The organism is Variovorax sp. 770b2 (genome assembly GCF_900115685.1).
Lineage (GTDB): Bacteria > Pseudomonadota > Gammaproteobacteria > Burkholderiales > Burkholderiaceae_C > Variovorax.
Genome location: NZ_FOXJ01000002.1, coordinates 195,377 through 220,165 on the forward strand (window position 1 = coordinate 195,377; position 24,789 = coordinate 220,165).

Here is a 24,789-nt window from a genome sequence, read left to right on the forward strand (position 1 = left end):
GGGGCTCGGCGGTTTCCCCCTCTCCTCTTCTACACGTCGATATTCGCCGCCCGCAGCGCGTTCTGCTCGATGAACTCGCGCCGCGGCTCCACCTCGTCGCCCATCAGCATCGTGAACACGCGGTCCGCTTCGATCGCGTCGTCGATCTGCACGCGCAAGAGGCGCCGCACGGCGGGGTCCATCGTGGTTTCCCACAGCTGCTCGGGGTTCATTTCGCCCAGGCCCTTGTAGCGCTGGCGCGAGGTGGCGCGTTCGGCTTCGCTGATCAGCCACTTCATGGCCTGGCGGAAGTCGTCGACCTTTTCTTCCTTGGCGCGTTCGCCTTCGCCACGCTTGACCAGCGCGCCTTCGGTGCTCAGGAGGCCGCGGAAGGTGTTGGCCGCTTCGGCCAGCGCCGCGTAGTCGGCGCCGTGCACGAAGTCCTGCGTGAGCACGCTGCTCTTGATGTTGCCGTGGTGGCGGCGGCTGATGCGCAGCAGCGGCTTGTCGGTGCGGGCGTCGAATTCGCTGCTCACCTCGGCCGGGATGCCGGTGGTGTTGAGCTCGCGCAGCTTGGCCTGCAGCGCCACGGCCGAGGCTTCGGCGGCAGGCGTGGTGTCCAGGTCGAGCGCCACGCCGTCGGCGATGGCGCGCAGGGCCTCGGCGTCCATGAAGTTGCGCAGGCGCGCAATCACGGCTTCGGCCACCTGGTGCTTGCGCGCCAGTTCGGCCAGGGTGTCGCCGGTGAGCGTGGTCGATGTGGCGCCGCCGGTCTCGATGCGCGCATCCTTCAGCGCGACCTTCAGGAGGAACGCGTCCAGCGCGGGGCCGTCCTTCAGGTACTGCTCTTCCTTGCCGACCTTCACCTTGTAGAGGGGCGGCTGCGCGATGTAGATGTGGCCGCGCTCGACCAGCTCGGGCATCTGCCGGTAGAAGAACGTGAGCAGCAGCGTGCGGATGTGGGCGCCGTCCACGTCGGCGTCGGTCATGATGATGATGCGGTGGTAGCGCAGCTTGGCGACGTTGAAGTCGTCCGCGCCACCGCCCGAGGTCGTGGCGCCCGCGCGGCCGATGCCCGTGCCCAGCGCGGTGATCATCGTCAGGATTTCGTTGCTGGTGAGCAGCTTCTCGTAGCGCGCTTTCTCCACGTTCAGGATCTTGCCGCGCAGCGGCAGGATGGCCTGGAACTTCCGGTCGCGGCCCTGCTTGGCGGAGCCGCCGGCGGAGTCGCCCTCCACCAGGTAGACCTCGCACAGGGCGGGATCTTTTTCCTGGCAGTCGGCCAGCTTGCCGGGCAGGCCCATGCCGTCGAGCACGCCCTTGCGGCGCGTCATTTCGCGGGCCTTGCGGGCCGCTTCGCGGGCGCGGGCGGCCTCCACGATCTTGCCGCAGATGATCTTGGCGTCGTTCGGGCGCTCCTGCAGGTAGTCGGTGAGCAGGCGGCCGACGATGTCTTCCACCGGCGCGCGCACTTCGCTGGAGACCAGCTTGTCCTTGGTCTGGCTGGAGAACTTGGGCTCGGGCACCTTCACGCTCAGCACGCAGCACAGGCCTTCGCGCATGTCGTCGCCGGTGACTTCGACCTTCGCCTTTTTCGCGAACTCGTTCTCTTCGATGTACTTGTTGATGACGCGGGTCATCGCGGCGCGCAGGCCCGTCAAGTGGGTGCCGCCGTCACGCTGCGGGATGTTGTTGGTGAAGCACAGCACCTGCTCGTTGTAGCCGCTGTTCCACTGCATCGCCACTTCCACGCCGATGTGCGTGCCGGGAATGCCGCCGTAGGTGTCGGCCGGCTTCTCGCCCGCTGCATAGAACGAATTCGGATGCAGGACGGTCTTGCCCTTGTTGATGAATTCCACGAAGCCGCGCACGCCGCCGGCGCCCGAGAAGTCGTCTGCCTTGCCGGTGCGTTCGTCCAGGAGGCGGATGCGCACGCCGTTGTTCAGGAAGCTCAGCTCGCGCAGGCGCTTGCTGAGAATTTCATAGTGGAAGTCGGCGTTCTCTTTGAAGATCTCGGTGTCGGGCAGGAAGTGCACCTCGGTGCCGCGCTTGTCGGTGTCGCCGATGATCTTCATGGGCGAGACCTCGAAGCCGTTCACCGTTTCGAGCAGGCGGTTCTGCACGAAGCCGCGGCTGAATTCGAGTTCGTGGATCTTGCCTTCGCGGCGCACGATCAGGCGCAGCTTGATGCTCAGTGCGTTCACGCAGGACACGCCCACGCCGTGCAGGCCGCCCGAGACCTTGTAGCTGTTCTGGTTGAACTTGCCGCCCGCGTGCAGTTCGGTGAGCGCAATTTCAGCGGCCGAGCGCTTGGGCTCGTGCTTGTCGTCCATCTTCACGCCGGTGGGGATGCCGCGGCCGTTGTCGGTGACGGAGATCGAGTTGTCGCTGTGGATCGTGACGACGATGTCGTCGCAATGGCCCGCGAGCGCCTCGTCGATGGAGTTGTCCACCACTTCGAACACCAGGTGGTGCAGGCCCGTGCCGTCGGAGGTATCGCCGATGTACATGCCGGGGCGCTTGCGCACGGCTTCAAGCCCTTCCAGGATCGTGATCGAGCCTTCGCCGTAGCTGGTGTCGGCCAGGATGACTTCAGGCGCGACGACCTGGACTTCAGGCGTGTAGACCGGCTCGGTGTGCGGGACTTCGGGCTTGTTTTCTTCTGCACTCATTCGGATATTCCTCTATCTCTCTCACGGCATCGACGTGATTTTTCGGGCTCTCGAGAACTCAATTCGCCGCCTCTTGAAAGCGCAAACCCGCGGAGGGCCGCGGGTTGTCTGCGCAAGGCGCTTTGTTGTCTAACTTGTTAAATCCGCATCGGCATCACGACGTATTTGAAGGATGCGTTCTCGGGGATGGTCAGTAACGCGGAGCTGTTGGAGTCGGCAAGGTCCAGCTTGACCATGTCCTGGTCCATGTTGGACAGCGCGTCGATCAGGTAGGTGACGTTGAAGCCGATCTCGATGGCGTCGCCGCCGTAGTCGATGTCCAGCTCGTCCTGGGCTTCTTCCTGCTCGGCATTGTTCGATGCGATGCGCAGCGTGCCGGGCTCGATGTTCAGGCGCACGCCCTTGAACTTCTCGCTGGTCAGGATGGCGGTGCGCTGCAGGCTGGCCAGCAGCGGCGCGCGGCCGAGCGTGACGGTGTTCTTGTGGGTCTTGGGAATCACGCGGTTGTAGTCGGGGAACTTGCCCTCGACCAGCTTGGTGACGAATTCCATGCCGCCGAAGCTGAACTTGGCCTGGTTGTTGGCGAACTGCATCTCGATGGCGCCTTCGGCGTCCGACAGCAGGCGCTGCATTTCGAGCACGGTCTTGCGCGGAAGAATGACTTCTTGCCGTGGCACCTCGACGTCCAGCATGGCCGACGAAAACGCCAGGCGGTGGCCGTCGGTGGCCACCAGGCTCAGCTGCTTGCCTTCGGCGACGAACAGGATGCCGTTCAGGTAGTAGCGGATGTCATGCACGGCCATCGCGAACGAGACCTGCGAGAGCAGGTCCTTCAGCGTCTTTTGCGGCACGCTGAACACGGGGCCGAAATTGGCCGCTTCCTGCACCAGCGGAAAGTCTTCGGCGGGCAGCGACTGCAGCGTGAAACGGCTCTTGCCGCCCTTGAGCACCAGCTTGCTCGCGCTCGATTCGAGGCTCACGGTCTGGTCGGCCGGCATGGTGCGCAGGATGTCGATCAGCTTGCGCGCACCGATGGTGGTGGTGAAGTTGCCTTCGTCGCCGCCCAGTTCGGCCGTGGTGCGGATCTGGATCTCCAGGTCGCTGGTGGTCAGCTGCAGCTGGCCGCCGGTCTTGCGGATCAGCACGTTCGCCAGGATCGGCAGCGTGTGGCGCCGCTCGACGATGCCCGCCACCGACTGCAGCGCTGCAAGAACCTTGTCTTGGGTTGCCTTCAAAACGATCATGTCTTCTTCCTCTTCTCTTATCTCTTTGAATCAGCTTGTAAGACGCCATTCTCCGCTGTCGCGAGGGGCATTTCGGATGGCATCCGGCTTCAGCCCTTGAGCGTCTGTTCGAGGACGTGCAACTGCTGGTTGAGCTCGGTGAGCTGCTGGCGCTCGCCCGAGATCTTGCGCACCGCGTGCAGCACCGTCGTGTGGTCGCGCCCGCCGAACAGCTCGCCGATTTCCGGCAGGCTCTTCTGGGTGAGCTCCTTGGCCAGGTACATCGCGATCTGCCGCGGCCGCGCAATGCTGGCCGGGCGTTTCTTGCTGTACATGTCGGCGACTTTGATCTTGTAGTAGTCGGCCACCGTCTTCTGGATATTCTCGACCGAGATCTGGCGATTCTGGATCGACAGCAGGTCGCGCAGCGCCTCGCGCGCCAGGGCGATTGAGATCTCCTTCTGGTTGAAGCGCGAATAGGCCAGGATCTTGCGCAGCGCTCCTTCGAGCTCGCGCACGTTGGAGCGCACGTTCTTGGCGACGAAGAAGGCCACTTCCTCGGGCATTTCGGCCGATTCGGCGCGCGCCTTGTTGATCAGAATGGCCACGCGCATCTCGAGCTCGGGCGGCTCGATGGCCACCGTGAGGCCCGAATCGAAGCGCGAAACCAGGCGCTCGTGGATGTCGGCCAACCCCTTGGGATAGGTGTCGCTGGTCATCACGATGTGCGACTTCTTGGCGAGCAGGGCCTCGAACGCGTTGAAGAACTCTTCCTGCGTCCGGTCCTTGTTGGCGAAGAACTGCACATCGTCGATCAGCAACAGATCGAGCGAGTGATACCGCTCCTTGAACTCATCGAAAGTCTTGCGCTGATAGGCTTTGACCACATCCGAGACGAATTGCTCGGCGTGGATGTAGAGAACTTTGGAATCAGGGCGATCGGCCAGGAGCCGGTTACCCACGGCGTGCATCAGGTGGGTCTTGCCCAGGCCGACGCCGCCGTAGATGAAAAGCGGGTTGTACAGATGGCCCGGCATGCCGGCCACGTGCATCGCGGCGGCGCGCGCCATGCGGTTGGCCGTGCCTTCGACCAGGGTGTCGAAAGTGAGGCCCGAATTCAGGCGGTTCTTGAAACCGGCGGCGGCGGGTTCCTCGCCCGGACCGGCCACGTCGCGCGGCACATCGGTCTCGGTCATCACGGCCACGGGCGTAGAGCGCACGGGCGCTTCGCGAGGAGCAAGCGCTAACTCGACGGCCACTGGCTGGCCGTACATCTTCTCGGCCATGGCGGCGATCTTGCCGGCGTACTGGGCGCGGATCCAGTCCAGCTTGAAGCGGTTCGCCACGAACACCGTCATGCGCGAAAGATCGTCGGCGACCTGCGCTGTCAGGGGCTTGATCCAGGTGTTGAACTGCTGCTCGGACAGCTCCTGCGCGAGCTGGTCGACGCAGGCCTGCCAGAGGCTTTCGCCGATGCCGTCAGTCGACATGGGCGCTTTGAAAAGTGGTGAATCCCTCGGGCATTTCTTGGTATAGGTATTGTGGATATTCTCTGCTGGAAGGCGCCCGGCATTCTAACTTGTCAAAACCTTATCCACACGCTGTGGACGGCTGCGAAAGGCCCGCAAATCCAGTCGAAGATTGTTCCCGGGCCGAATGTTTGCGATAATTGCGGGTTTCCCTGAAAACCTCATTGCGTCTTTCGGGGGCCATCCGAAACACGCTCCCCAGCGCCCGCGGCTTTTTCGCATGCGGAAATCAGGGAATCTGGAACCATCATGAAACGCACATACCAAGCATCCAAAGTCCGCCGCGCCCGTACCCACGGCTTTCTGGTCCGCATGAAGACCCGTGGCGGCCGTGCCGTCATCAACGCACGCCGCGCCAAGGGCCGCAAGCGCCTGGCTGTCTGACGGCAGCCCACCTGCCGTTGCCAGCAGCCGACCCGTCAGCGCCAGCTCTTTCAGCTAGCGCTACTGACGTGTCCGGCTCGGCTTCCATGCAGCGGCTCAAGACCCGCGCGCAATTCCAGGCCGTCCTCGCAGGTGCCACCGTGGCGCGCACTGCTCATTTCGCATTGCATCGCTGTGCGCTCGATCTCGCATCGAGCGCGGCTCCGCTGTTCGCGTCCGACGATGTCTGGCTGGGCGCCATGGTGCCCAAGCGCTGGGCGCGTCGCGCAGTCACGCGCAACGCCATCAAGCGCCAGATCTATACCGTGAGCGCCGCGCCCGACGTCGGCCTGCCTCGTGCTGCGCACGTGGTGCGGCTGCGGGCGGGTTTCGATCGCAAGGAGTTCGTGAGCGCGTCCTCGGACAAGCTCAAGGGCGCCGTGCGCGCCGAACTCCAGCAACTGCTGGCGCGGGCCGCGCGCTCGCCGGCACCGCCTTCCTCTTCCCCCTCCTCCCCATGAAACGCCTGCTGATCGGCCTCGTGAAGGGCTACCGCCTGCTGCTGAGCCCCTGGCTCGGCCAGTCGTGCCGCTTCACGCCGACCTGCTCGGTGTATTCGATCGAGGCGCTGGAAGTGCACGGCGCGCTCAAGGGCAGCTACCTCACTCTGCACCGCATCGCGCGCTGCCAGCCCTGGTGCCAGGGCGGCCACGATCCGGTTCCACCGAAATCACCGTGTCGCACTGACAAGTCAGGCTCGCTGTTTTCGTCTCTTCTCTCCTCCGACAAGAAGTCTTCGTCATGAACGATATCCGCCGCACGATCCTGTGGGTGATTTTTGGGTTCTCGCTGGTGCTGTTGTGGGACCAATGGCAGGTCTTCAACGGCAACAAGCCGACCTTCCTGCCCTCGAGCAAGCCGGCGGCCGTGGCCGCTGCCCCGGCTGGCACCGCGCCCGCAGCCGGCAACGGCGTGCCGACGGCATCCGGCACCAGCGGCAACGCAGGCGCCGTGCCCACGCAGGCTGCGGCGGTTGCGCCCCGCGAGCAGGTCATCGTGACCACCGACCTGTTCAAGGCCACGATCGACAGCGAAGGCGGCACGGTCAACAACCTCGAGCTGCAGAAGTACGACGAAGCTGACCGCACCAAGCGCGTCGTGCTGTTCGAGAACGGCTCGCCGGCCACCCGCTACGTGGCGCAGACCGGCCTCCTGAACCAGGTCGACTCGGGCGACCGCTTCCCCAACCACCTGACGCCGATGACGGCGAAGGCCGGCCCGCGCGAAATGGCCGATGGCCAGAACACGCTGGAAGTGGGCTTCGAGAGCGCGCCCGTCGGTGGCCTGAAGTACATCAAGACCTACGTGTTCCACCGCGGCGACTACGTCATCGGCGTGCGCCACGAGGTGGTCAACGTGAGCGACCAGCCGCGCGAGGCGCAGCTGTACCTACAGCTGCTGCGTCACGGCACCGTGGCCGCCGGCACCATGTTCGGCACCAACACCTTCACCGGTCCCGCCGCGTACACCAACGAGAAGAAGTTCCACAAGCTCGACTTCAAGGACATCGCCAAAGGCAAGATCGAACCGCCGCCGCCGGCCAACGACGGCTGGATCGCGATGGTTCAGCATTACTTCGCGTCGGCGTGGCTGCTCAAGGGCGACCCGGCCAGCGAACAGCTGCGCCGCGAGTTCCGCGTGAAGGACCTGGGCGACAACCTCTTCACCGTGGCCATGGTGGCCACGCTGCCAAAGATCGCCCCGGGTGCCACGCAGGTCGTGAACAGCGCGCTGTTCGCAGGTCCCGAAGAAGAAAAGAAGCTCGAAGCCATCGCCCCGGGCCTGGACCTGGTGAAGGACTACGGCATCTTCGCGATCATCTCCAAGCCGCTGTACTGGCTGCTCACCCAGCTGCACGGCATCCTGGGCAACTGGGGCTGGTCGATCGTGGCGCTGGTGGTGCTGCTGAAGGCGGCCTTCTACTGGCTCAACGCCAAGGCCTACGCCAGCATGGCCAAGATGAAGGCCATCAACCCCAAGATCATGGAAATGCGCGAGCGGCTGAAGGACAAGCCGCAAGAGATGCAGCAAGAAATGATGCGGATCTACAAGACCGAGAAGGTCAATCCGATGGGCGGCTGCTTCCCCATCGTGATCCAGATCCCGGTGTTCATCGCGCTCTACTGGGTGCTGCTGTCGTCGGTCGAAATGCGCCACGCCCCGTGGATTCTCTGGATCACCGACCTCTCGGCACCGGACCCCTGGTACATCCTGCCGGTCGTGATGACGGCCACGTCGCTGTTCCAGACCTGGCTCAACCCGACGCCGCCCGATCCGATGCAGGCCAAGCTGATGTGGATCATGCCGCTCGCGTTCAGCGTGATGTTCATCTTCTTCCCGGCCGGCCTGGTGCTGTACTGGATCACGAACAACGTGCTGTCGATCGCGCAGCAGTGGTTCATCAACAAGCGGCTGGGCGTGCTGGGCAAGTAAGCCGCACGACCTCCGTTAGCGCAAAGGGCCGCATCCGCGGCCCTTTTCCTTTTTGCTGAAAGAATCGCGCCTGCCATGACGTTCGCCCGCACCACAGACCCCATCGTCGCCATCGCCACCGCCTCGGGGCGCGGGGCGGTGGGCATCGTGCGGGTGTCCGGCGCCCGGCTGGCACCGCTGATCGAGGCGGTCTGCGGACGCGCCCTCAAGCCGCGCGAGGCAACGTACCTGCCGTTCCGGGACGCCGTTGGCGAGCCGGTCGATCACGGCCTGGCGATCCACTTTCCTTCGCCGAACTCGTTCACCGGCGAAGACGTGCTCGAGCTGCAGGCGCACGGCGGCACGGTCGTGCTGCAGCTGCTGCTGGCGCGCTGCCTCGAAGCCGCGGCCGAAGCCGACCCGGTCACCGGCCGCCCGCGCCTGCCCGGCCTGCGCGTGGCGGAGCCCGGCGAGTTCAGCCAGCGCGCCTTCCTCAACGGCAAGATCGACCTGGCGCAGGCCGAGGCGATCGCCGATCTGATCGACGCCAGCACCGAGGCGGCCGCGCGCAGCGCCGGGCGCTCGCTGTCGGGCGCGTTCTCGCGCGAGATCCACACGCTGCGCGATGCGCTGATCCACCTGCGCATGCTGGTCGAGGCGACGCTCGACTTCCCGGAAGAGGAAATCGACTTCCTGCAAAAGGCCGATGCGGCCGGGCAACTCACGAAGCTGCAGTCGCAACTCGCCGCGGTACAGCAGCGCGCCAGGCAGGGTGCCCTGCTGCGCGAAGGCATCAAGGTGGTCATCGCGGGCCAGCCGAACGCGGGCAAGAGTTCGCTGCTCAACGCCCTGGCCGGCGCCGAGCTGGCCATCGTGAGCGCGGTGGCGGGCACCACGCGCGACGTGGTCTCCCAGACCATCCAGATCCACGGCGTGCCGCTGCATGTGGCCGACACTGCGGGCCTGCGCGACAGCAGCGACGAGGTCGAGCAGATCGGCGTGGCGCGCGCCTGGGGGCAGATCGAAAGCGCCGACGCCGTGCTGTTCCTGCACGACCTGACGCGCGCCGAGCAGCCGGACTACGCCGCCGCCGATGCGCAGATCCTGCGCGGGCTCCAGGGCAAGCTGCCCGCGAGCGTGCCGGTGCTCGATGTCTGGAACAAGCAGGATGCCGCGCCGACCGCCGCTCCCGCTCGTGGCATCGCGCTGTCCGCCAAGACCGGCCTTGGCATCGAGGCCCTGCGTGATCAGCTGCTGGCGATGGCCGGCTGGCAGTCCGTGCCCGAGGGCGTCTACCTCGCGCGGGCGCGCCATGTGCAGGCGCTCGGCAAGGTCGAGACCCACTTGGCGCTGGCCGCGAGCCACCTGGCGGCCCAAGCCCAGCTGCTGGACCTGCTGGCCGAGGAACTGCGGCTGGCGCAGAACGCGCTCAACGAGATCACCGGGGAGTTCGGCGCCGACGACCTGCTGGGTGTCATCTTTTCGCGCTTCTGTATCGGGAAATAGCGACACATGGCGACGCGGCGCCCGGCGAAACGTAAACACTTGTAGCCGAAACTCGTGGCCTTCGCGGATACTTCGACTCACATGCGGGGGCCGAAGAAAAAATGTCCATCCAGAACCTGAGCCGCGCCATCGCGGAAAACACGAGCATCGACGCGTTTGCGTTGACCTTCACCGTCCAGCAATGGGACACGGTGGCCGGTTACCTGCAGCCCATCGACACCGGCGTGGGCGACGTGCTGATTGAGCAGAACACACCGGACCGCTCGGTGTTCTTCGTGGAGAGCGGCGCCATCAGCGTGCACCGCGTCAGCAGCAAGGAACAGATGCGCCTGGCGGTCCTGACGCCCGGCGCCGTGGTGGGCGAAGGCGCTTTCTTCTCGCGCCAGCCGCACTCGGCCAACGTGGTCGTCACCGGCGCGGGACGCGTCTGGCGCCTCACCGCGATCCGCTTCGCGGAAATGTCGAACCGCCAGCCCAACATGGCGCTGGAGATCGCAATGGCGCTCGGCGCCGTGATCGCCAAGCGCATGGCGCACCGCTCCAAGCGCGTGGCAGTGACCTGAGGCGTCTCGGGCGCACAGCCAGACCGATCAGCAGGCCCCGCGCGCAGCAAAGTTCTTGTTCTTTTGGATTCCGAGAGTAGTCAGTAAGTAAGCCATGGCCTCGATCTGTCCGGTCTGCAGCACGGAAAACCGTGACGGCGCGAATTTCTGCAAGAGTTGCGGCACGACGCTGTCCGCGACGACCGCCCGTATGCCTCCTGCCCCCAGCCCCCTCGGTTCGGGGAGTCAGGCCGACCGCGAGTGGGCCACGACCGCGCCCGCCCAGTTGCGCGCGCCGACGATCCCGGCGCCGCTCTTCGATCTCCCCGAGCCCGCGCCGTCCTCGCGCAGCTTTTTCGGCAGGGCGCCGGCCGCCGCGCCGGGCGGCGAGCCAACCGTGATCCTGGCGCCCGGCCAGCCACCCGCGCCGGTGTCGTCCTCCGGCAGCGAGCGCTCCGAGCGCAAGCGCGCGCGGGTCAAGGTGCCGCGCACACCCGAACCTCCCGAACCGCCGCTGCGCCGGCGTGGCCTGGTTCTCTGGCTGGGCCTGCTGGCGGTCGCGGTGGTGATGGTGGTCGCCGGCTGGTACGGCTATGGCACCCGCAAGGCCGCCGAACGGGCCGAGGCCCCGCCGCCGCCCGTTGCCGCGCCCGCCCCGGTGCCTGCTGCCGCACCGGCGGTCGCCGAGCCGCCGCCCGCCGAATCCGCTGCGCCACCCGAAACGCCGGCCGTCGAGGCGCCCGCGGCAGAGGCGGCTCCCGCCGCGCCGGTGGCAACGCCCAAGCCTGCGGCCAAGCCGCCGCGCAAGCAGGCGACGGCCACGCCGCCGTCCGCAGCGCCCGAAGCCCCGGCAGCTGCCACCGCGACGGCACCGCCGCCAGCGGCCCCGGCCGCTCCCGCCGAACCGCAGGCCCTGTGCGGTGACCGCAACTTCATCGCCAAGGCCCAGTGCATGGCGACGCAGTGCCTCAAGCCCGAGTTCAAGGCGCATGCGCAGTGCGAAGCGGTGCGGCGCCAGCAGCGGCTCGAAGAAGAAAAGCGCAACCCCACCCTGGTCAACTAGCTCACCCCCAGGCTGCGCGCACTTCGTGTCGCTGCGCCAACCCCCTACCGGGGGCAATGCCTGAGGCCCGGCAAAGCCGGTTCCTCGGTATTCCCGAAGGGGACGTCAGCCTTTTTGCAGGCGTTCGATCGCGATGGCCAGCGCGGTGGGTTTGCCTGAGAGCACCAGCGTGTCGCCATCCGTCAGCACGGTCTCGCCGGTAGGCACGCGGGCCTGGCCGTCCTGGCGGCGCAGGGTGGCGACGCGCACGCCCAGGGTGTCCAGCGCCAGCTGCTCCAGGGTGTGGCCGATGGCGCGGGCGCCGGGATTCAGGGTGAAGCTGTTGAGCCGCTCGTGATCGATCTCGTCGGCGTTGTCGTCGTCGGCGCCGTGGAAGTAGCCGCGCAGCAGGTTGTAGCGCGCGTCGCGCTGGTCCTGCACCACGCGGATCACGCGCCGCATCGGCACGCCGACCAGCGCCAGCGCATGGCTCGCGAGCATCAGCGAGCCTTCGATGGCCTCGGGCACGACCTCGGTCGCGCCGGCGGCCTGCAGCTTCTCCAGGTCGTGGTCGTCCTGCGTGCGCACGATCACCGGCACGTGGGCTGCGTGGGCGCGCGTGTTGGCCAGCACCTTCATCGCGCCCGGCACGTCGAGGTAGGTCACCACCACAGCGCTGGCGCGCGCCAGGCCCGCGGCCATCAGCGCCTGCAGCCGCGCCGCGTCGCCGAACACCACCGAGTCGCCGGCGGCGGCGGCCTGGCGCACGCGGTCGGGGTCCAGGTCGAGCGCCATGTACGGAATGCCCTCGCGCTCCAGGATGCGCGCCAGGTTCTGCCCGCAGCGCCCGTAGCCGCAGATGATCACGTGCTTCGCGGTGTTGATGGTCTTGCGCGCGATGCTCGTCATCTGCAGCGATTGCTGCAGCCAGTCGCTGGCCACCAGCTTTCGCACGATGGCGTTGCTGTACATGATGATGAACGGCGTGGCGAGCATCGACAGCACCATCGAGGCCAGCACCGGGTTCGCGAGCCAGGGCGGCAGGAGGCTGCGCTCCTGCGCGAGCGTCAGCAGCACGAAGCCGAACTCGCCGGCCTGCGCGAGATAGAGGCCGGTGCGCAGCGACACGCCCGAGGTCGCACCCAGCACCCGCGCCAGCACCGTCACCAGCGCCAGCTTGAAGAAGAGCGGCACCAGGAGCAGCACGGCCACCAGCAGCCAGCGATCGACCACGATGTGCCAGTCGAGCGACATGCCGACCGTGATGAAGAAGAGCCCCAGCAGCACGTCGTGGAAGGGGCGGATGTCGGTCTCGACCTGGTGCTTGTATTCGGTCTCCGACACCAGCATGCCGGCGATGAACGCGCCCAGCGCCAGGCTCAGGCCGGCCAGCTCGGTGAGCCACGCGAGCCCCAGCGTGATCAGCAACACGTTCAGGATGAAGAGCTCTTCGCTGCGCCGCCGCGCAACGAGGGTGAGCCACCAGCGCATCACGCGCGGGCCGCCGTAGAGCAGGAGGCCGATCAGCACCGTCGCCTTCACCAGCGCAAGGCCCAGCGCCTTGGCCAGCGCTTCGGGCGGCGCGCCGAGCGCGGGAATCAGCACCAGCAGCGGCACCACGGCCAGATCCTGGAACAGCAGCACACCCATCACGCGCTTGCCGTGTTCGCTCTCCAGCTCGAGCCGCTCGGACATGAGCTTGACCACGATGGCGGTGCTGCTCATGGTGAGTGCGCCCGAGAGCGCGAGCGCCGTCTGCCAGCCCAGGCGCCAGGCCGGCGGCAACTGCGTGGCGATGACCAGGGCGCCGGCCGTGGCGAGGGCCATCGTCAGCAGCACCTGCAGGAGGCCTAGCCCGAACACGTGCTTGCGCATCGCCCGCAGCTTGGGCAGGCTGAATTCGAGCCCGATCACGAACATGAGGAACACCACGCCGAATTCGCCCAGGTGCCGGATGCCCTCGGAGTTCTGCGCCAATGCGAACGCATGCGGCCCGATCAAGACGCCCGCCGAGAGATACCCCAGCATCGGCGGCAGCTTGAGCGACCGGCAGACCACCACGCCGATCACCGCGGCCAGCAAGTACAACAGCGTGAGATCGAACGAAGACATGGGTGCGGATGCTAGAGCAATGTCCGTGCCCCGGGGCTTGCCCGGGGCATGCCGTCTCGCGGCATTGGGTGGCCCGTAAAATCCGGCAATGAGCTCCCGCCCCGCCCCGGCCCCAGTGGTCGACCCCGAAGCCATCCTCGCTCGGGCACGCCTGACCTTCGACATCGAAGCCGAAGCCGTCCTCGGCCTGAAGGACCGTGTCGGTCCCAGCTTCGTGGACGCCGTGCGCAAGATCCTCGAAGTGCGCGGCCGCGTGGTCGTGATGGGCATGGGCAAGAGCGGCCACGTCGGCCGCAAGATCGCCGCCACCCTCGCCTCCACCGGCACGCCGGCGATGTTCGTGCACCCGGCCGAGGCCAGTCATGGGGATCTCGGCATGATCAAGTCGGTCGACCTGGTACTGGCCATCTCCAACAGCGGCGAGGTCGACGAACTCACCGTCATCCTGCCGGTCGTCAAGCGCCAGGGCGTGCCGCTGATCGCCATGACCGGCGGCCTCGAATCCACACTTGCGCGCCACGCCGACATCGTGATCGACGCCGGTGTGTCCAAGGAAGCCTGCCCGCTGAACCTCGCCCCCACCGCGAGCACCACCGCCCAGATGGCGATGGGCGATGCGCTGGCCGTGGCGCTGCTCGATGCGCGCGGCTTCGGCTCCGAAGACTTCGCGCGCTCGCACCCCGGCGGCGCGCTCGGGCGCAAGCTGCTCACGCACCTGAGCGATGTGATGCGCTCGGGCGATGAAGTGCCCCGCGTGCCGCCGTCAGCCACTGTCAGCGAACTGATGCGCGCGATGAGCATCAAGGGCTTCGGCGCCGCCGCGGTGGTCGAGCCCGACGGCCGCGCGCTGGGCATCTTCACCGATGGCGACCTGCGCCGCCTGATCGAAGCGGGCGCCGACCTGCGCTCGCCGAAGGCGGCCGACATCATGCATCGCGATCCGCGGACCATCCGCGTCGATGCGCTGGCGGTCGAGGCGGCCGAACTGATGGAGCAGTGCGGCATCACCCGCCTGTTCGTGATCGACAACGCGGGTGTGATCGTCGGCGCGATCAACACCAACGACCTGATGCGCGCGAAAGTCATCTGATGCCGCTCGCGTTCCAGGCCGAAACATTGCTCGCCGCGCAGGATGTCCGCATCGTCTTCTTCGACATCGACGGCGTGCTGACCGACGGCGGCGTCTACTTCACCGAGCACGGCGAAACACTCAAGCGCTTCAGCATCCTGGATGGCTATGGCCTGAAGCTGCTGCGGCTGGCGGGCATCGTGCCGGCCGTGATCACGGGGCGCGATTCCAAGCCGCTGCGCGTGCGGCTCGAGGCGCTGGGCATCGAACACGTGCGCTACGGCACGGAAGACAAATTGCCCGCGGCCGAAACCATGCTCGAACAACTCGGCTTCACCTGGGCGCAGGCCGCGGCCATCGGCGACGACTGGCCCGACCTGCCGGTGCTCACGCGCGTGGGCTTCGCCGCGGCACCGGCCAATGCGCATGCCGAAGTGCGCGGCATCGCGCGCTACGTCACCCAGGCGCGGGGCGGCGAAGGCGCGGCGCGCGAATTCTGCGACCTGCTGCTCACGGCCTGCGGCCAGTACCGGCACCTGCTCGACGCCGCGCGAGGCCCGAACCCATGAACAACCTGAAAAGCGCATGGGGCCTGGTGCGCGACGTGCTCGACCGCGCGACGATCTACCTGCCGATCATCCTGACGGCGGCCGTGGCGCTGGGCACCTACTGGCTGGTGCGCAACGCCCCCAAGCTGCTGGAGCCCACCGCCAAGGCAGCGCCCACGCACGAGCCCGACTACTTCATGCGCGACTTCGTGATCAAGAACTTCCTGCCCAACGGCGACCTGCGCAGCGAACTGCACGGCAAGGAAGGCCGGCACTATCCGGACACCGACACCATCGAGGTCGACGACGTGAACATGCGCTCGGTCTCGCCGCAGGGCTACACGACCCGCTCCACGGCCAACCGCGGGCTCTCCAATTCGGACGGCAGCGAGATCCAGTTGTTCGGCAACGCGATCGTCATCCGCGATCCTTCGGTGGGCGCCAACGGCAAGCCGACGCCGCGCCTGGAATTTCGCGGCGACTTCCTGCACGCCTTCCTGGACACCGAACGCGTCACCTCGAACAAGCCGGTCACGCTGATTCGCGGCACCGATCAGTTCACGGCCGACAACCTGGACTACGACAACCTGAGCGGCGTGGCCAACCTGACCGGCCGGGTGAAGGGCCTCCTGGTGCCGTCGGCGGCCACCCCGGGCGGCAAGCCGCGCTGAAGAAGAAAAAAGAACATTCACGCATGACCACCACGTCGTCCCCGCTGGTCTTCATCACCGGCGCCTCGAGCGGCATCGGCCAGGCGCTGGCCGCGAGTTTCTACGACGCGGGCTACAGGCTGGCGCTGGTCGCCCGGCGCACGGCGGAGATCGAATCGTGGGCGGCGGGGCGCCAGCTGGACGCCGGCCGCTACCAGATCTACAGCGCCGACGTGGCACAGACGGACAGCATCGTCGCCGCCGGCGCCGCCTGCATCGAACGCCAGGGCCTGCCCGACGTGGTGATTGCCAACGCCGGCATCAGCGTGGGCGTCGACACGGCCGAGCGCGCGGACATCGACGTGATGGCCCGCACCTTCGCGACCAACAACGTCGGCCTGATGGCGACCTTTCATCCCTTCATCGCGGCGATGCAAAAGCGCGGCAGCGGCCGGCTGGTGGGCATCGCGAGCGTCGCGTCCATTCGCGGTTTGCCGGGACACGGCGCCTACTGCGCGAGCAAGGCCGGCGTGGTCGCCTACTGCGAGAGCGTGCGCGGCGAACTGCACAAAAGCGGCGTCAAGGTGGTGACGCTGTGCCCGGGCTACATCGACACGCCGCTCACGCAGGGCAACCGCTACGGCATGCCCTTTCTCATGAAGGCCGAGGACTTTGCCGACCAGGCGCTGCGCGCCATCGAGGCCGGCACCAGCTACCGCGTGATTCCCTGGCAGATGGGCGTGATCGCCAAGATCATGCGCATGCTGCCGAATGCCCTGCTCGACCGCGTGGTGCAGGGCCGCGGGCGCAAGAAGCGCAGCAGCGAAGGCTGAGTCCTTCGCGCCAATGCCCAAAGCCCAGGCCAACGCCAACGCCAACGAAAAAGGCTCCCGAAGGAGCCTTTTGTCTTTGTGTGCCGGAGCCTGAGAGCTCAGTAGCCGCTGTTGCCGCCACCGCCGTAGCCGCCGCCACCACCGCCGGAGCGACCACCGCCGCCACCGCCACGGGGGCCTGCGCCGTAGGGGCTGCGGAAACCGCCATCGCCGCCACCGCCGCCGCCACCACTGCGGCCACCGCCGCCGCCGTAGCCGCCACCACCACCGGAACGGCCGCCACCGCCACCGCTGCGATCGCCGCCGCCGCCACCACCGTAGCCGCCACCACCGCCACCGCCGTAGCCACCGCCACCACCGCCATAACCACCACCGCCGCCACCGTAGCCGCCGCCACCACCGCTGCGCGGGGGACGTGCTTCCATGGGACGTGCTTCGTTGACGACGACGCTGCGGCCGCCCAGGGGCTGGCCATTCATGCCGTTGATGGCAGCTTGCGCTTCGGCGTCACTGCCCATCTCGACGAAGCCGAAGCCCTTCGAGCGACCGGTGTCGCGTTCCATCATGACTTTGGCGCTGGTCACTGCGCCGAACTGCCCGAATGCCTGTTCGAGATCACCGTCGCGCACCGAGTAAGGCAGGTTGCCGACGTACAGTTTGTTGCCCATCAAGGGACTCCTATAAACACATCAAGAAAAGCGATGGAGTCCCGAAAGCATCACTCAAACGAGAGCCGTCGAGTCGCGCGAAACTGGCCGATCACCGAACTACCTCCCGACCAAAAATGAAGAGGGAGGCTCGTGCATTATGGGTGAAATATGCAAAAAGCAAGCGGGAAATTGCTTCTTGGCGTAGCACTTGTCAAAGCCCGAGAAAGCTAGCGCACGCTTACAAGAATGGAATGAGGCGGTTGGCGTTACAGGTAGAATTCGCCCCGTCATTGGGGAGTAGCCGCCTTCCGTTTTCGAGAAGGGCCCGCGTCAACAGACTTGTCCTGCCCCACACAGGACATGGCGCGTGCAGTGAACACACCTGGCGAGACCTTTGACCGTGCAACTTCGGGAATATGGCCGAAGGTGTTGCACGGTCAATTGCGTCCTTCGGCCCAAGGAACCCCACGTCATCATGGAAGCTTTTCTCGTAGCAACGGGCGTCGTTGCGCTCGCCGAAATGGGCGACAAGACCCAACTCCTGGCCCTTCTTCTCGCGGCCCGTTTCAGGAAACCCTGGCCGATCGTCCTCGGCATCTTCGCCGCCACCATCGTCAACCACGCCCTGGCAGGGGCGGTAGGCAACTACATCACGCGCTGGCTCGGCCCCGAGATGCTGCGCTGGATTCTTGGCGGCTCCTTCATCGCGATGGCCGCCTGGATGCTGATTCCCGACAAGCTCGACGATGACGACGCCCCCGGCGCCTCGCACTTCGGCGTCTTCGGCACCACGCTCGTCGCGTTCTTCCTGGCCGAGATGGGCGATAAGACCCAGATCGCCACCGTCATGCTCGCCGCTCGCTTCACGCAGGACTATTTCTGGGTCGTCGCCGGCACCACGCTCGGGATGATGCTGGCCAATGCGCCGGTCGTCTGGCTGGGCGAGAAGATCGTCAAGCGCGTGCCGATCAAGCTCGTGCACGGCATCTCGGCCGCGATCTTCCTGGTGCTAGGCATCGTGATGATCGTTGGCTGGTAGGAATCCGACAGGGCGATATACTGCCGCCTGCGCCGATTTGCTTCAGCTTGCGGGCGCTTTATAAATTCTGCTAAAGACGGCTGCCGAACCCGGCTCGTTTTTGGCGAGGCCGGGTTTTTTCATTCATGTCGTCACCTCCTTTGGTCGTCAGTCCGCAGTCGATGCAGTTCGCAGGCCCGCTGGCCCTGCGCAGCGGCGCGTCGATCAGCGACTACACGCTCGCCTACGAAACCTACGGCACGCTCAATGCCGACCGCAGCAACGCGGTGCTGGTCTGCCACGCGCTGAACGCCTCGCACCACGTGGCGGGCGTCTACGAGGGCCAGGCCCGCTCCGAGGGCTGGTGGGACAACATGGTCGGCCCGGGCAAGCCCGTCGACACCGACCGCTTCTTCGTGATCGGCGTCAACAACCTGGGCTCCTGCTTCGGCTCGACCGGCCCGATGCACGTCAACGCCGCCACCGGCCGCGTCTACGGCGCCGACTTCCCGGTGGTCACCGTCGAAGACTGGGTCGATGCGCAGGCCGTGCTGCTCGATGCGCTGGGCATCCGGACGCTCGCCGCCGTGATGGGCGGCAGCCTCGGCGGCATGCAGGCGCTGTCGTGGACGCTGCAATACCCCGACCGCGTGCGCCACGCCGTGGTGGTGGCCAGCGCGCCCAACCTCACGGCCGAGAACATCGCCTTCAACGAAGTGGCGCGCCGCGCCATCGTGACCGACCCCGACTTCCACGGCGGCCACTTCTACGAACACGGCGTGATCCCCAAGCGGGGCCTGCGCATCGCGCGGATGATCGGTCACATCACGTACCTGAGCGACGACGTGATGAACGAGAAGTTCGGGCGCATCCTGCGCAGCGCCGTCGAAGGCGAAGCGGCAAGCCTCGACTACCGCTATTCCACGCAGGACGTCGAGTTCCAGATCGAGAGCTACCTGCGCTACCAGGGCGACAAGTTCAGCGAGTACTTCGACGCCAACACCTACCTCCTGATCACCCGCGCGCTCGACTACTTCGACCCCGCGCGCAGCCACGGCGGCCAACTGAGCACAGCGCTCGCGAAGGCGACCGCCAAGTTCCTGCTCGTGAGCTTCAAGACCGACTGGCGTTTCTCGCCCGCACGCAGCCGCGAGTTGGTGAAGGCGCTGCTGGACAACCGCCGCAACGTGAGCTACGCCGAGATCGACGCACCGCACGGCCACGACGCCTTCCTGCTGGACGACGTGCGCTACATCGGCGTGGTGCGCTCCTACTTCGAACGCGTCGCGAAGGAAATCCAATGAGCGACCTCGACAACCAGAAATTGATCGCCGCACTGGTGCCCGAAGGCGCGCGTGTGCTCGACCTGGGCTGCGGCGACGGCGCCCTGCTCGACCTCCTGCAGCGCGAGCGCGGCTGCAGCGGCTACGGCGTGGAGATCGCCGACGGCAACGTGCTGCAGTGCATCCGCCGCGGCGTCGATGTGATCCAGCTGAACCTGGACGAAGGCCTCGCGATGTTCGACGACGCCTCGTTCGACGTGGTGCTGCAGATCGACACCCTGCAGCACCTGCGCAATGCCGAGGTGATGCTGCGCGAGACCGCCCGCGTCGGCCGCATCGGCATCGTGGCCTTCCCCAATTTTGCGCACTGGCCCAACCGCCTGAGCGTGGCGCGCGGCCGCATGCCCGTGACGCGCCGCCTGCCCTACCAGTGGTACGACACGCCCAACATCCGCGTGGGCACCTTCAAGGACTTCGAGGTGCTGGCCGGCAAGAACAACCTGCGCGTGCTCGACGCGTTCGGCCTGCAGGATGGGCGCGATGTGCGCTGGCTGCCCAACGCGCGCGCCAGCACCGCGGTCTTCAAGTTCGAGCGGGGCGGCTGAACACCGCGCCGGAGCGCAACCGGATGAGCTTCACGCTGGCAGCGCCGGTTCGCAGCGAGCTGGTCATCAAGAAGAGCCGCTTCATCGGCTGCGTGCAGCCGGTGGCCGACCGGGCCGCAGCTCTGGCCGTCGTCGCCTCGCTGCGCGCAGAACACCCTGCGGCCGCGCATGTGTGCTGGGCGCTGATGGCCGGCGGACAGTCGGCCGCCAACGACGACGGCGAGCCAGGCGGCACTGCGGGCCGTCCCATGCTGGAGGTGCTGCGCCATCAAGAGATCGAAGGCGCGCTCGCGACCGTGGTGCGCTACTTCGGCGGCGTGAAGCTGGGCGCAGGCGGCCTGGTGCGCGCCTACACCGATGCCATCGCGCAGGCGCTGCTCGGCGCCACGCTCGTGCCGCTGGTGCGGCAGCGGAGCCTCCGGTGCGCCGTGCCCTACGCGCTCGAAGGCCTGGTGCGGCGCGAGATGGCCGCAGTGGGCGCGGTGCTCGATTCGGTACAGCACGCCGACGACGTGCGCTTCGCCTTCACGCTGCCCGACCCCGAGGCGAATGCCTTCATCGCCCGTCTCGACGATGCTGCGCAAGGGCGCGTCGTCTGGCAGCGGGAGTAAGCCGCCGCGGCGGTACGGCGGGCGGCGGGGGCGTCATCGAGAGAATGCCGCGCGCGGCCACCGGCACCACCTCGTCGTCGGGCCCGCGCCTCGCCATCTCGGCGGTCACGATGCCCGTGGGCACGGCCAGCACGCCCCAGCCCAGCAGCATCATCACCGAGGCGATCGCGCGGCCCAGGTCGGTCTTGGGCACGAGGTCGCCGAAGCCCACCGTGGCCATCGTCGAGATGGCCCAGTAGATCGCCACCGGAATGCTCGTGAAGCCGTGCACCGGCCCCTCGACCACATACATCAGCGTGCCCATCACCAGCACCACCAGCATCACGAAGCCCACGAACACGGTGATCTTGCGCCGGCTCGCCGCCACGGCCGACACCAGCGCGCGGTACTCCACCGAGTAGCGCGACAGCTTGAAGATGCGGAACACGCGCAGGAGCCGCAGGATGCGCACGTCGATCAGGTAGGCGAACTCCGGCGCGAGCGCCACCAGAAATGTCGGCAGCAGCGCGAGCAGGTCGATCACGCCGTAGAAGCTGGTGGCATAGCGCAAGGGTCGCTTCACGCAGGCCAGGCGCCCGATGTACTCCAGCGTGAAGAGCCCGGTGAAGACCCACTCGAGCACGCCGAACACATGGCCTGCCTGCTGGTGGATCGACTGCACGCTGTCCAGGATCACGACCACCACGCTGGTCACGATCACCGCGATGAGGATCAGGTCGAACAGGCGGCCCAGCCGCGACTCCGATTCGAAGATCACCGAGAACAGCGCGCGCCGCCAGCCTTTTGCAGGCTTGCCGAAGCGGGCGTCGCCGACGGCCGGATCAGCCACCGAATGGACCATGGATGCGGCGGTGCTTTGCAAGGGGGTCGTCATCTTCCGTGGATTAGGGTCTACTGTCGTGCCATTGTCGAGGCGCATCGTCTTATTCGGTTACGCCTCTTGCGCAATGAAGTGCGGCACGCCGTAAGTGCGTTCTTACGATAGTCCCTTTCTTGAGGAGCTCCCCATTGGCTACACAGTCCCCATTCTTCGGCAAGCGCGATCGTGAGACCGACTCGTTGACATCCCGCCCCGCACCGCTCGTTGGTTCGGGCACCAATCTGTCGGGCACGCCCGTCAATCCCTCCTCGTTGACCGCGCAGCAAGGCGGCCTGGCCGCCGCGGCGGCAGCACCCGCCGTCAAGGAAGGCGGCAGCAAGCTCACCGTCGGCCCCAACATCAAGTTGAAGGGTGTCGAGATCACCGATTGCGACACGCTCGTGGTCGAAGGCCTGGTCGAAGCGACCATGGACTCGCGCCTGATGCAGATCGCCGAGCAGGGCGAGTTCAAGGGCTCGGCCGAAATCGACATCGCCGAGATCCGCGGCATCTTCGACGGCAACCTCACGGTGCGCGAGAAGCTCGTGATCCATTCGACCGGCAAGGTCACCGGCAAGATCCGCTACGGCAAGATCGTGATCGAGGAAGGCGGCCAGCTTTCCGGCGAGATCAGCTTCGGCGCCAAGCCGTCGCTCCAGGCCGCGGCCTAAGCCTCCACGGGGGGCTTCCACCCCAGGCGCTCCAGCAATGCACCGGCCGCGGCCGGTGCTCTTTCCTTGGCGCCATTGATGAAGTAGACGAACACGTCACGCTTCTTCGGCGATTCGGTCCAGCCCTCGGCCCGCTCGGCCCAGGTATCGAGCGCCTTCGGTCCGTAACCCGTCTTGAGCTTCGCGTCGGCCATCATGAGCCGCGCATAGGCGACGTCGCCCTCGGGCTCCTCGAACGACGGGAATTTGTCCGCGTCGGTGAACACGGTCGACACCTTGTGCTTCCTGGCGAGCGCCTTGTACGCGGGCGTGATGAAGCTCTCGTGCCGCACGTCCATCACATGGCGCAGCACGCGGCTGCCGTCCTTCTTCGGCAGCAGTTCCAGAAACGCCTCGAAGTCTTCCGCATCGAACTGCTTGGTCGGCATGAACTGCCAGACGATCGGCCCGAGCTTGTCGCCCAGTTCGCCGACGCCGCTGTCGATGAAGCGCTGGATCGACTCGCCCGCGGTCGCCAGCACCTTGCGGTTGGTGGTGAAGCGCGAAGCCTTCATCGAAAACACGAACTCTTCCGGCGCCTCGTCGTGCCACTTGCGGAAGGTCTCGGGCTTGAAGGTGCTGTAGTAGGTGCCGTTGATCTCGATGGCGCTCACGTGGCGGCTCGCGTAGTTCAGTTCCTTGGCCTGCGCGAGCCCCTTGGGATAGAAGTTGTCGCGCCAGGGCTCGTAGGTCCAGCCGCCTATGCCCACCTTGATATTCACCTTGGTCCGAGTCGATGTTGCCTTGCTCACATTGCGCTCCGGGTTGAGATCGCCCGCACTCTACGCGCGCTCGCCGCGAGGCGCAAAATGCGATTTTTCGTCCCACGCGGAGAACCCACCGATGAACGCCCCCCTGCACCGCGAAATGCCTGCCGGCACGCTCGACGCGACGCGCGCCCTCTCCGATGTCACCGCCCAGTGGGACGGCGACATCGTCAGGCAACTCACCGACTACATCGCCATCCCGGCCAAGTCGCCCGGCTTCGACAAGGACTGGTCGGCCCACGGCCACCTGGAGACCGTGCTGCGCAACGCGGCCGCCTGGGTCGAGGCCCAGAAGGTCGAAGGCCTGAAGCTGGAGATCGTTCGCCTGGATGGCCGCACCCCGGTGCTGTTCTTCGAAGTGCCGGCCACCGGCACCGACATGGGCGAGACCGTGCTGATGTACGGCCACCTGGACAAGCAACCCGAATTCACCGGCTGGCGCAACGACCTCGGCCCCTGGACGCCCAAGTACGAGAACGGCCTGCTCTACGGCCGCGGCGGCGCCGACGACGGCTATGCGGTGTACGCGAGCGTTGCCGCGCTGCAGGCGCTCAAGGCACAAGGCGTGGCGCATCCGCGCATCGTCGGGCTGATCGAGACCTGCGAGGAAAGCGGCTCCTACGACCTGCTGCCGTATGTCGATGCGCTGCGTCCGCGCCTGGGCAACGTCGAGCTGGTGATCTGCCTGGACTCCGGCGCCGGCAACTACGACCAGCTGTGGCTCACCACGTCGCTGCGCGGCATGGCCAGCGGCACGCTCAAGGTCGAGGTGCTGACCGAAGGCATCCACTCGGGCGACGCCTCCGGCCTCGTGCCCTCCAGCTTTCGCATCATGCGGCAGGTGCTCGACCGTCTCGAAGACAGCGCCACCGGGCGCCTCTTGCCCGCGAGCTTCCACTGCGAAGTGCCGGCCGACCGCCTCGCGCAAGCCAAGGCCACCGCCGCGATCCTCGGCGAAGAGGTCTACAAGCGCTTCCCGTGGGCGCACTACGACTGCGGCGGCTCGACCATGTTCGCGCTGCCGACCACCACCGATCCGGTGGAGGCGCTGCTCAACCGCACCTGGAAGCCCACGCTGTCGGTCACCGGCGCCGAAGGCTTTCCGGCACTGAAGGACGCGGGCAACGTGCTGCGCCCCTACACCGCCTTCAAGCTCTCGCTGCGCCTGCCGCCGCTGGTCGATGCGGCCGAGTCGGTGCAGAAGCTCAAGGCGCTGCTGGAAGACAACGCGCCCTACCAGGCGCGCGTCACCTTCGAGAGCAACGGCGGCGCCACCGGCTGGAACGCACCGACGATCACGCCCTGGTTCGAAGACGCGCTCAACAAGGCCTCGCAGGCGCACTTCGGCGCGTCCTGCGGCTACATCGGCCAGGGCGGCACGATCCCGCTCATGAACATGTTGAGCGCCGGCTTCCCCAAGGCGCAGATGATGGTCTGCGGCGTCCTGGGCCCGAAGAGCAATGCGCACGGGCCCAACGAGTTCCTGCACGTGCCCTACGCCAAGAAGCTCACGGCCGCCGTGGCCGAGGTGATTGCGGCTTTGCCGGTCGCGCACCGCGCCGCCTCTGCGGAGCCGGCGGCCGCTTGAGCGTCGCGCCAGGCCGCCCCAAGCAAGCTCGCTCCCGCGTGGCGGGAAGGCGCGCAGCGCCAAGGGTGTACCAATGAGCGCCGCGCCGGGCCGCCCCAAGCAAGCTCGCTCCCGCTTGGCGGGAAGGCGCGCAGCGCCAAGGGTGCACCAATGAACGC

Annotated in this window: 24 protein-coding genes and 1 riboswitch; of the genes, 17 read left to right on the forward strand and 7 right to left on the reverse strand. The window is 66.7% G+C overall.

All coding sequences use genetic code 11. The features are described from left to right. Positions 1-29 precede the first annotated feature (29 nt). The 3 genes from gyrB to dnaA all read right to left on the reverse strand — a co-directional run bounded on the left by gyrB (position 30) and on the right by dnaA (position 5,364). Positions 30-2,651, reverse strand: a complete 2,622-nt coding sequence (gene gyrB / locus BM133_RS16515) for a DNA topoisomerase (ATP-hydrolyzing) subunit B (RefSeq protein WP_093435735.1) — start codon at positions 2,649-2,651, stop codon at positions 30-32. Between the two features lie 137 nt (positions 2,652-2,788). Beyond that, on the reverse strand, positions 2,789-3,895 hold the full coding sequence (dnaN, locus tag BM133_RS16520) for a DNA polymerase III subunit beta (RefSeq protein ID WP_093435737.1): 1,107 nt from the start codon (positions 3,893-3,895) through the stop codon (positions 2,789-2,791). 89 nt (positions 3,896-3,984) lie between these two features. Beyond that, positions 3,985-5,364 carry a chromosomal replication initiator protein DnaA gene (gene dnaA, locus BM133_RS16525; protein ID WP_093435740.1) on the reverse strand — a complete coding sequence of 460 codons (1,380 nt, stop codon included), beginning with the start codon at positions 5,362-5,364 and terminating at the stop codon, positions 3,985-3,987. Between the two features lie 288 nt (positions 5,365-5,652). On the opposite strand from dnaA, the gene rpmH reads away from it, so the two are divergent. From rpmH to BM133_RS16560, 7 genes are all read left to right on the forward strand, one after another. After that, positions 5,653-5,787 (forward strand): 50S ribosomal protein L34, encoded by a 135-nt coding sequence (gene rpmH / locus BM133_RS16530; RefSeq protein ID WP_007834827.1) that lies wholly within the window; start codon positions 5,653-5,655, stop codon positions 5,785-5,787. Positions 5,788-5,873: 86 nt separating this feature from the next. After that, the gene (locus BM133_RS16535) at positions 5,874-6,287 is read left to right on the forward strand and encodes a ribonuclease P protein component (protein ID WP_093435743.1); all 414 of its coding nucleotides are present in this window, start codon (positions 5,874-5,876) and stop codon (positions 6,285-6,287) included. Beyond that, positions 6,284-6,571 carry a membrane protein insertion efficiency factor YidD gene (yidD, locus tag BM133_RS16540; protein ID WP_013544365.1) on the forward strand — a complete coding sequence of 96 codons (288 nt, stop codon included), beginning with the start codon at positions 6,284-6,286 and terminating at the stop codon, positions 6,569-6,571. Before BM133_RS16535 ends, yidD begins: the two co-directional genes overlap by 4 nt. After that, positions 6,568-8,259, forward strand: a complete 1,692-nt coding sequence (gene yidC / locus BM133_RS16545; RefSeq protein WP_093435746.1) for a membrane protein insertase YidC — start codon at positions 6,568-6,570, stop codon at positions 8,257-8,259. Before yidD ends, yidC begins: the two co-directional genes overlap by 4 nt. Before the next feature lie 75 nt (positions 8,260-8,334). After that, complete coding sequence (mnmE, locus tag BM133_RS16550; RefSeq protein WP_093435748.1) at positions 8,335-9,744, forward strand: tRNA uridine-5-carboxymethylaminomethyl(34) synthesis GTPase MnmE; 1,410 nt, start codon at positions 8,335-8,337, stop codon at positions 9,742-9,744. A 101-nt stretch (positions 9,745-9,845) separates the two neighbouring features. Next, complete coding sequence (locus tag BM133_RS16555) at positions 9,846-10,307, forward strand: Crp/Fnr family transcriptional regulator (RefSeq protein WP_093435751.1); 462 nt, start codon at positions 9,846-9,848, stop codon at positions 10,305-10,307. Positions 10,308-10,401: 94 nt separating this feature from the next. Beyond that, a complete protein-coding gene (locus tag BM133_RS16560; protein ID WP_093435754.1) occupies positions 10,402-11,349 on the forward strand; it encodes a zinc ribbon domain-containing protein in 948 nt (315 codons plus the stop codon). Positions 11,350-11,454: 105 nt separating this feature from the next. On the opposite strand, the gene BM133_RS16565 is transcribed toward BM133_RS16560, so the two are convergent. Beyond that, positions 11,455-13,440: a monovalent cation:proton antiporter family protein gene (locus BM133_RS16565; RefSeq protein ID WP_093435756.1), complete on the reverse strand. Its 1,986-nt coding sequence runs from the start codon at positions 13,438-13,440 to the stop codon at positions 11,455-11,457. Between the two features lie 88 nt (positions 13,441-13,528). On the opposite strand from BM133_RS16565, the gene BM133_RS16570 reads away from it, so the two are divergent. The 4 genes from BM133_RS16570 to BM133_RS16585 are packed head-to-tail and all read left to right on the forward strand — an operon-like array spanning position 13,529 to position 16,540. Then, positions 13,529-14,530: a KpsF/GutQ family sugar-phosphate isomerase gene (locus BM133_RS16570; RefSeq protein WP_093435759.1), complete on the forward strand. Its 1,002-nt coding sequence runs from the start codon at positions 13,529-13,531 to the stop codon at positions 14,528-14,530. Then, positions 14,530-15,078, forward strand: a complete 549-nt coding sequence (locus BM133_RS16575; RefSeq protein WP_093435762.1) for a KdsC family phosphatase — start codon at positions 14,530-14,532, stop codon at positions 15,076-15,078. Before BM133_RS16570 ends, BM133_RS16575 begins: the two co-directional genes overlap by 1 nt. After that, positions 15,075-15,728, forward strand: coding sequence for an LPS export ABC transporter periplasmic protein LptC (lptC, locus tag BM133_RS16580; RefSeq protein WP_177224857.1), 654 nt, complete (start codon positions 15,075-15,077; stop codon positions 15,726-15,728). Before BM133_RS16575 ends, lptC begins: the two co-directional genes overlap by 4 nt. Before the next feature lie 23 nt (positions 15,729-15,751). Beyond that, entirely contained in the window at positions 15,752-16,540 is a 789-nt protein-coding gene (locus BM133_RS16585) for an SDR family oxidoreductase (protein ID WP_093435765.1), read from the forward strand. A 98-nt stretch (positions 16,541-16,638) separates the two neighbouring features. On the opposite strand, the gene BM133_RS16590 is transcribed toward BM133_RS16585, so the two are convergent. Continuing rightward, on the reverse strand, positions 16,639-17,208 hold the full coding sequence (locus BM133_RS16590) for an RNA recognition motif domain-containing protein (RefSeq protein WP_093435768.1): 570 nt from the start codon (positions 17,206-17,208) through the stop codon (positions 16,639-16,641). Positions 17,209-17,470: 262 nt separating this feature from the next. After that, a riboswitch (yybP-ykoY riboswitch) is annotated at positions 17,471-17,648 on the forward strand. A 17-nt stretch (positions 17,649-17,665) separates the two neighbouring features. Here BM133_RS16590 and BM133_RS16595 point away from each other — a divergent pair. From BM133_RS16595 to BM133_RS16610, 4 genes are all read left to right on the forward strand, one after another. Continuing rightward, positions 17,666-18,229 (forward strand): TMEM165/GDT1 family protein, encoded by a 564-nt coding sequence (locus BM133_RS16595; RefSeq protein ID WP_093435770.1) that lies wholly within the window; start codon positions 17,666-17,668, stop codon positions 18,227-18,229. A 125-nt stretch (positions 18,230-18,354) separates the two neighbouring features. Beyond that, positions 18,355-19,512, forward strand: a complete 1,158-nt coding sequence (locus BM133_RS16600; RefSeq protein ID WP_093435773.1) for a homoserine O-succinyltransferase MetX — start codon at positions 18,355-18,357, stop codon at positions 19,510-19,512. Further along, positions 19,509-20,096 (forward strand): methionine biosynthesis protein MetW, encoded by a 588-nt coding sequence (gene metW / locus BM133_RS16605; protein ID WP_093435775.1) that lies wholly within the window; start codon positions 19,509-19,511, stop codon positions 20,094-20,096. The genes BM133_RS16600 and metW overlap by 4 nt, the downstream gene beginning before the upstream one ends. A gap of 23 nt (positions 20,097-20,119) precedes the next feature. Next, the gene (locus BM133_RS16610; RefSeq protein ID WP_093435778.1) at positions 20,120-20,707 is read left to right on the forward strand and encodes an IMPACT family protein; all 588 of its coding nucleotides are present in this window, start codon (positions 20,120-20,122) and stop codon (positions 20,705-20,707) included. On the opposite strand, the gene BM133_RS16615 is transcribed toward BM133_RS16610, so the two are convergent. Then, positions 20,652-21,548 carry an ion transporter gene (locus BM133_RS16615; protein ID WP_371286344.1) on the reverse strand — a complete coding sequence of 299 codons (897 nt, stop codon included), beginning with the start codon at positions 21,546-21,548 and terminating at the stop codon, positions 20,652-20,654. The genes BM133_RS16610 and BM133_RS16615 overlap by 56 nt on opposite strands. A gap of 167 nt (positions 21,549-21,715) precedes the next feature. Between BM133_RS16615 and BM133_RS16620 the strand changes: the two genes are divergently transcribed. After that, complete coding sequence (locus BM133_RS16620) at positions 21,716-22,237, forward strand: bactofilin family protein (RefSeq protein WP_093435783.1); 522 nt, start codon at positions 21,716-21,718, stop codon at positions 22,235-22,237. On the opposite strand, the gene BM133_RS16625 is transcribed toward BM133_RS16620, so the two are convergent. Beyond that, a complete protein-coding gene (locus BM133_RS16625; protein WP_093435787.1) occupies positions 22,234-23,028 on the reverse strand; it encodes a DUF72 domain-containing protein in 795 nt (264 codons plus the stop codon). The two genes, BM133_RS16620 and BM133_RS16625, sit on opposite strands and share 4 nt — an antisense overlap. 91 nt (positions 23,029-23,119) lie before the next feature. Between BM133_RS16625 and BM133_RS16630 the strand changes: the two genes are divergently transcribed. Next, positions 23,120-24,631 (forward strand): M20 family metallopeptidase, encoded by a 1,512-nt coding sequence (locus tag BM133_RS16630; protein WP_093435790.1) that lies wholly within the window; start codon positions 23,120-23,122, stop codon positions 24,629-24,631. Positions 24,632-24,789: the final 158 nt, after the last annotated feature.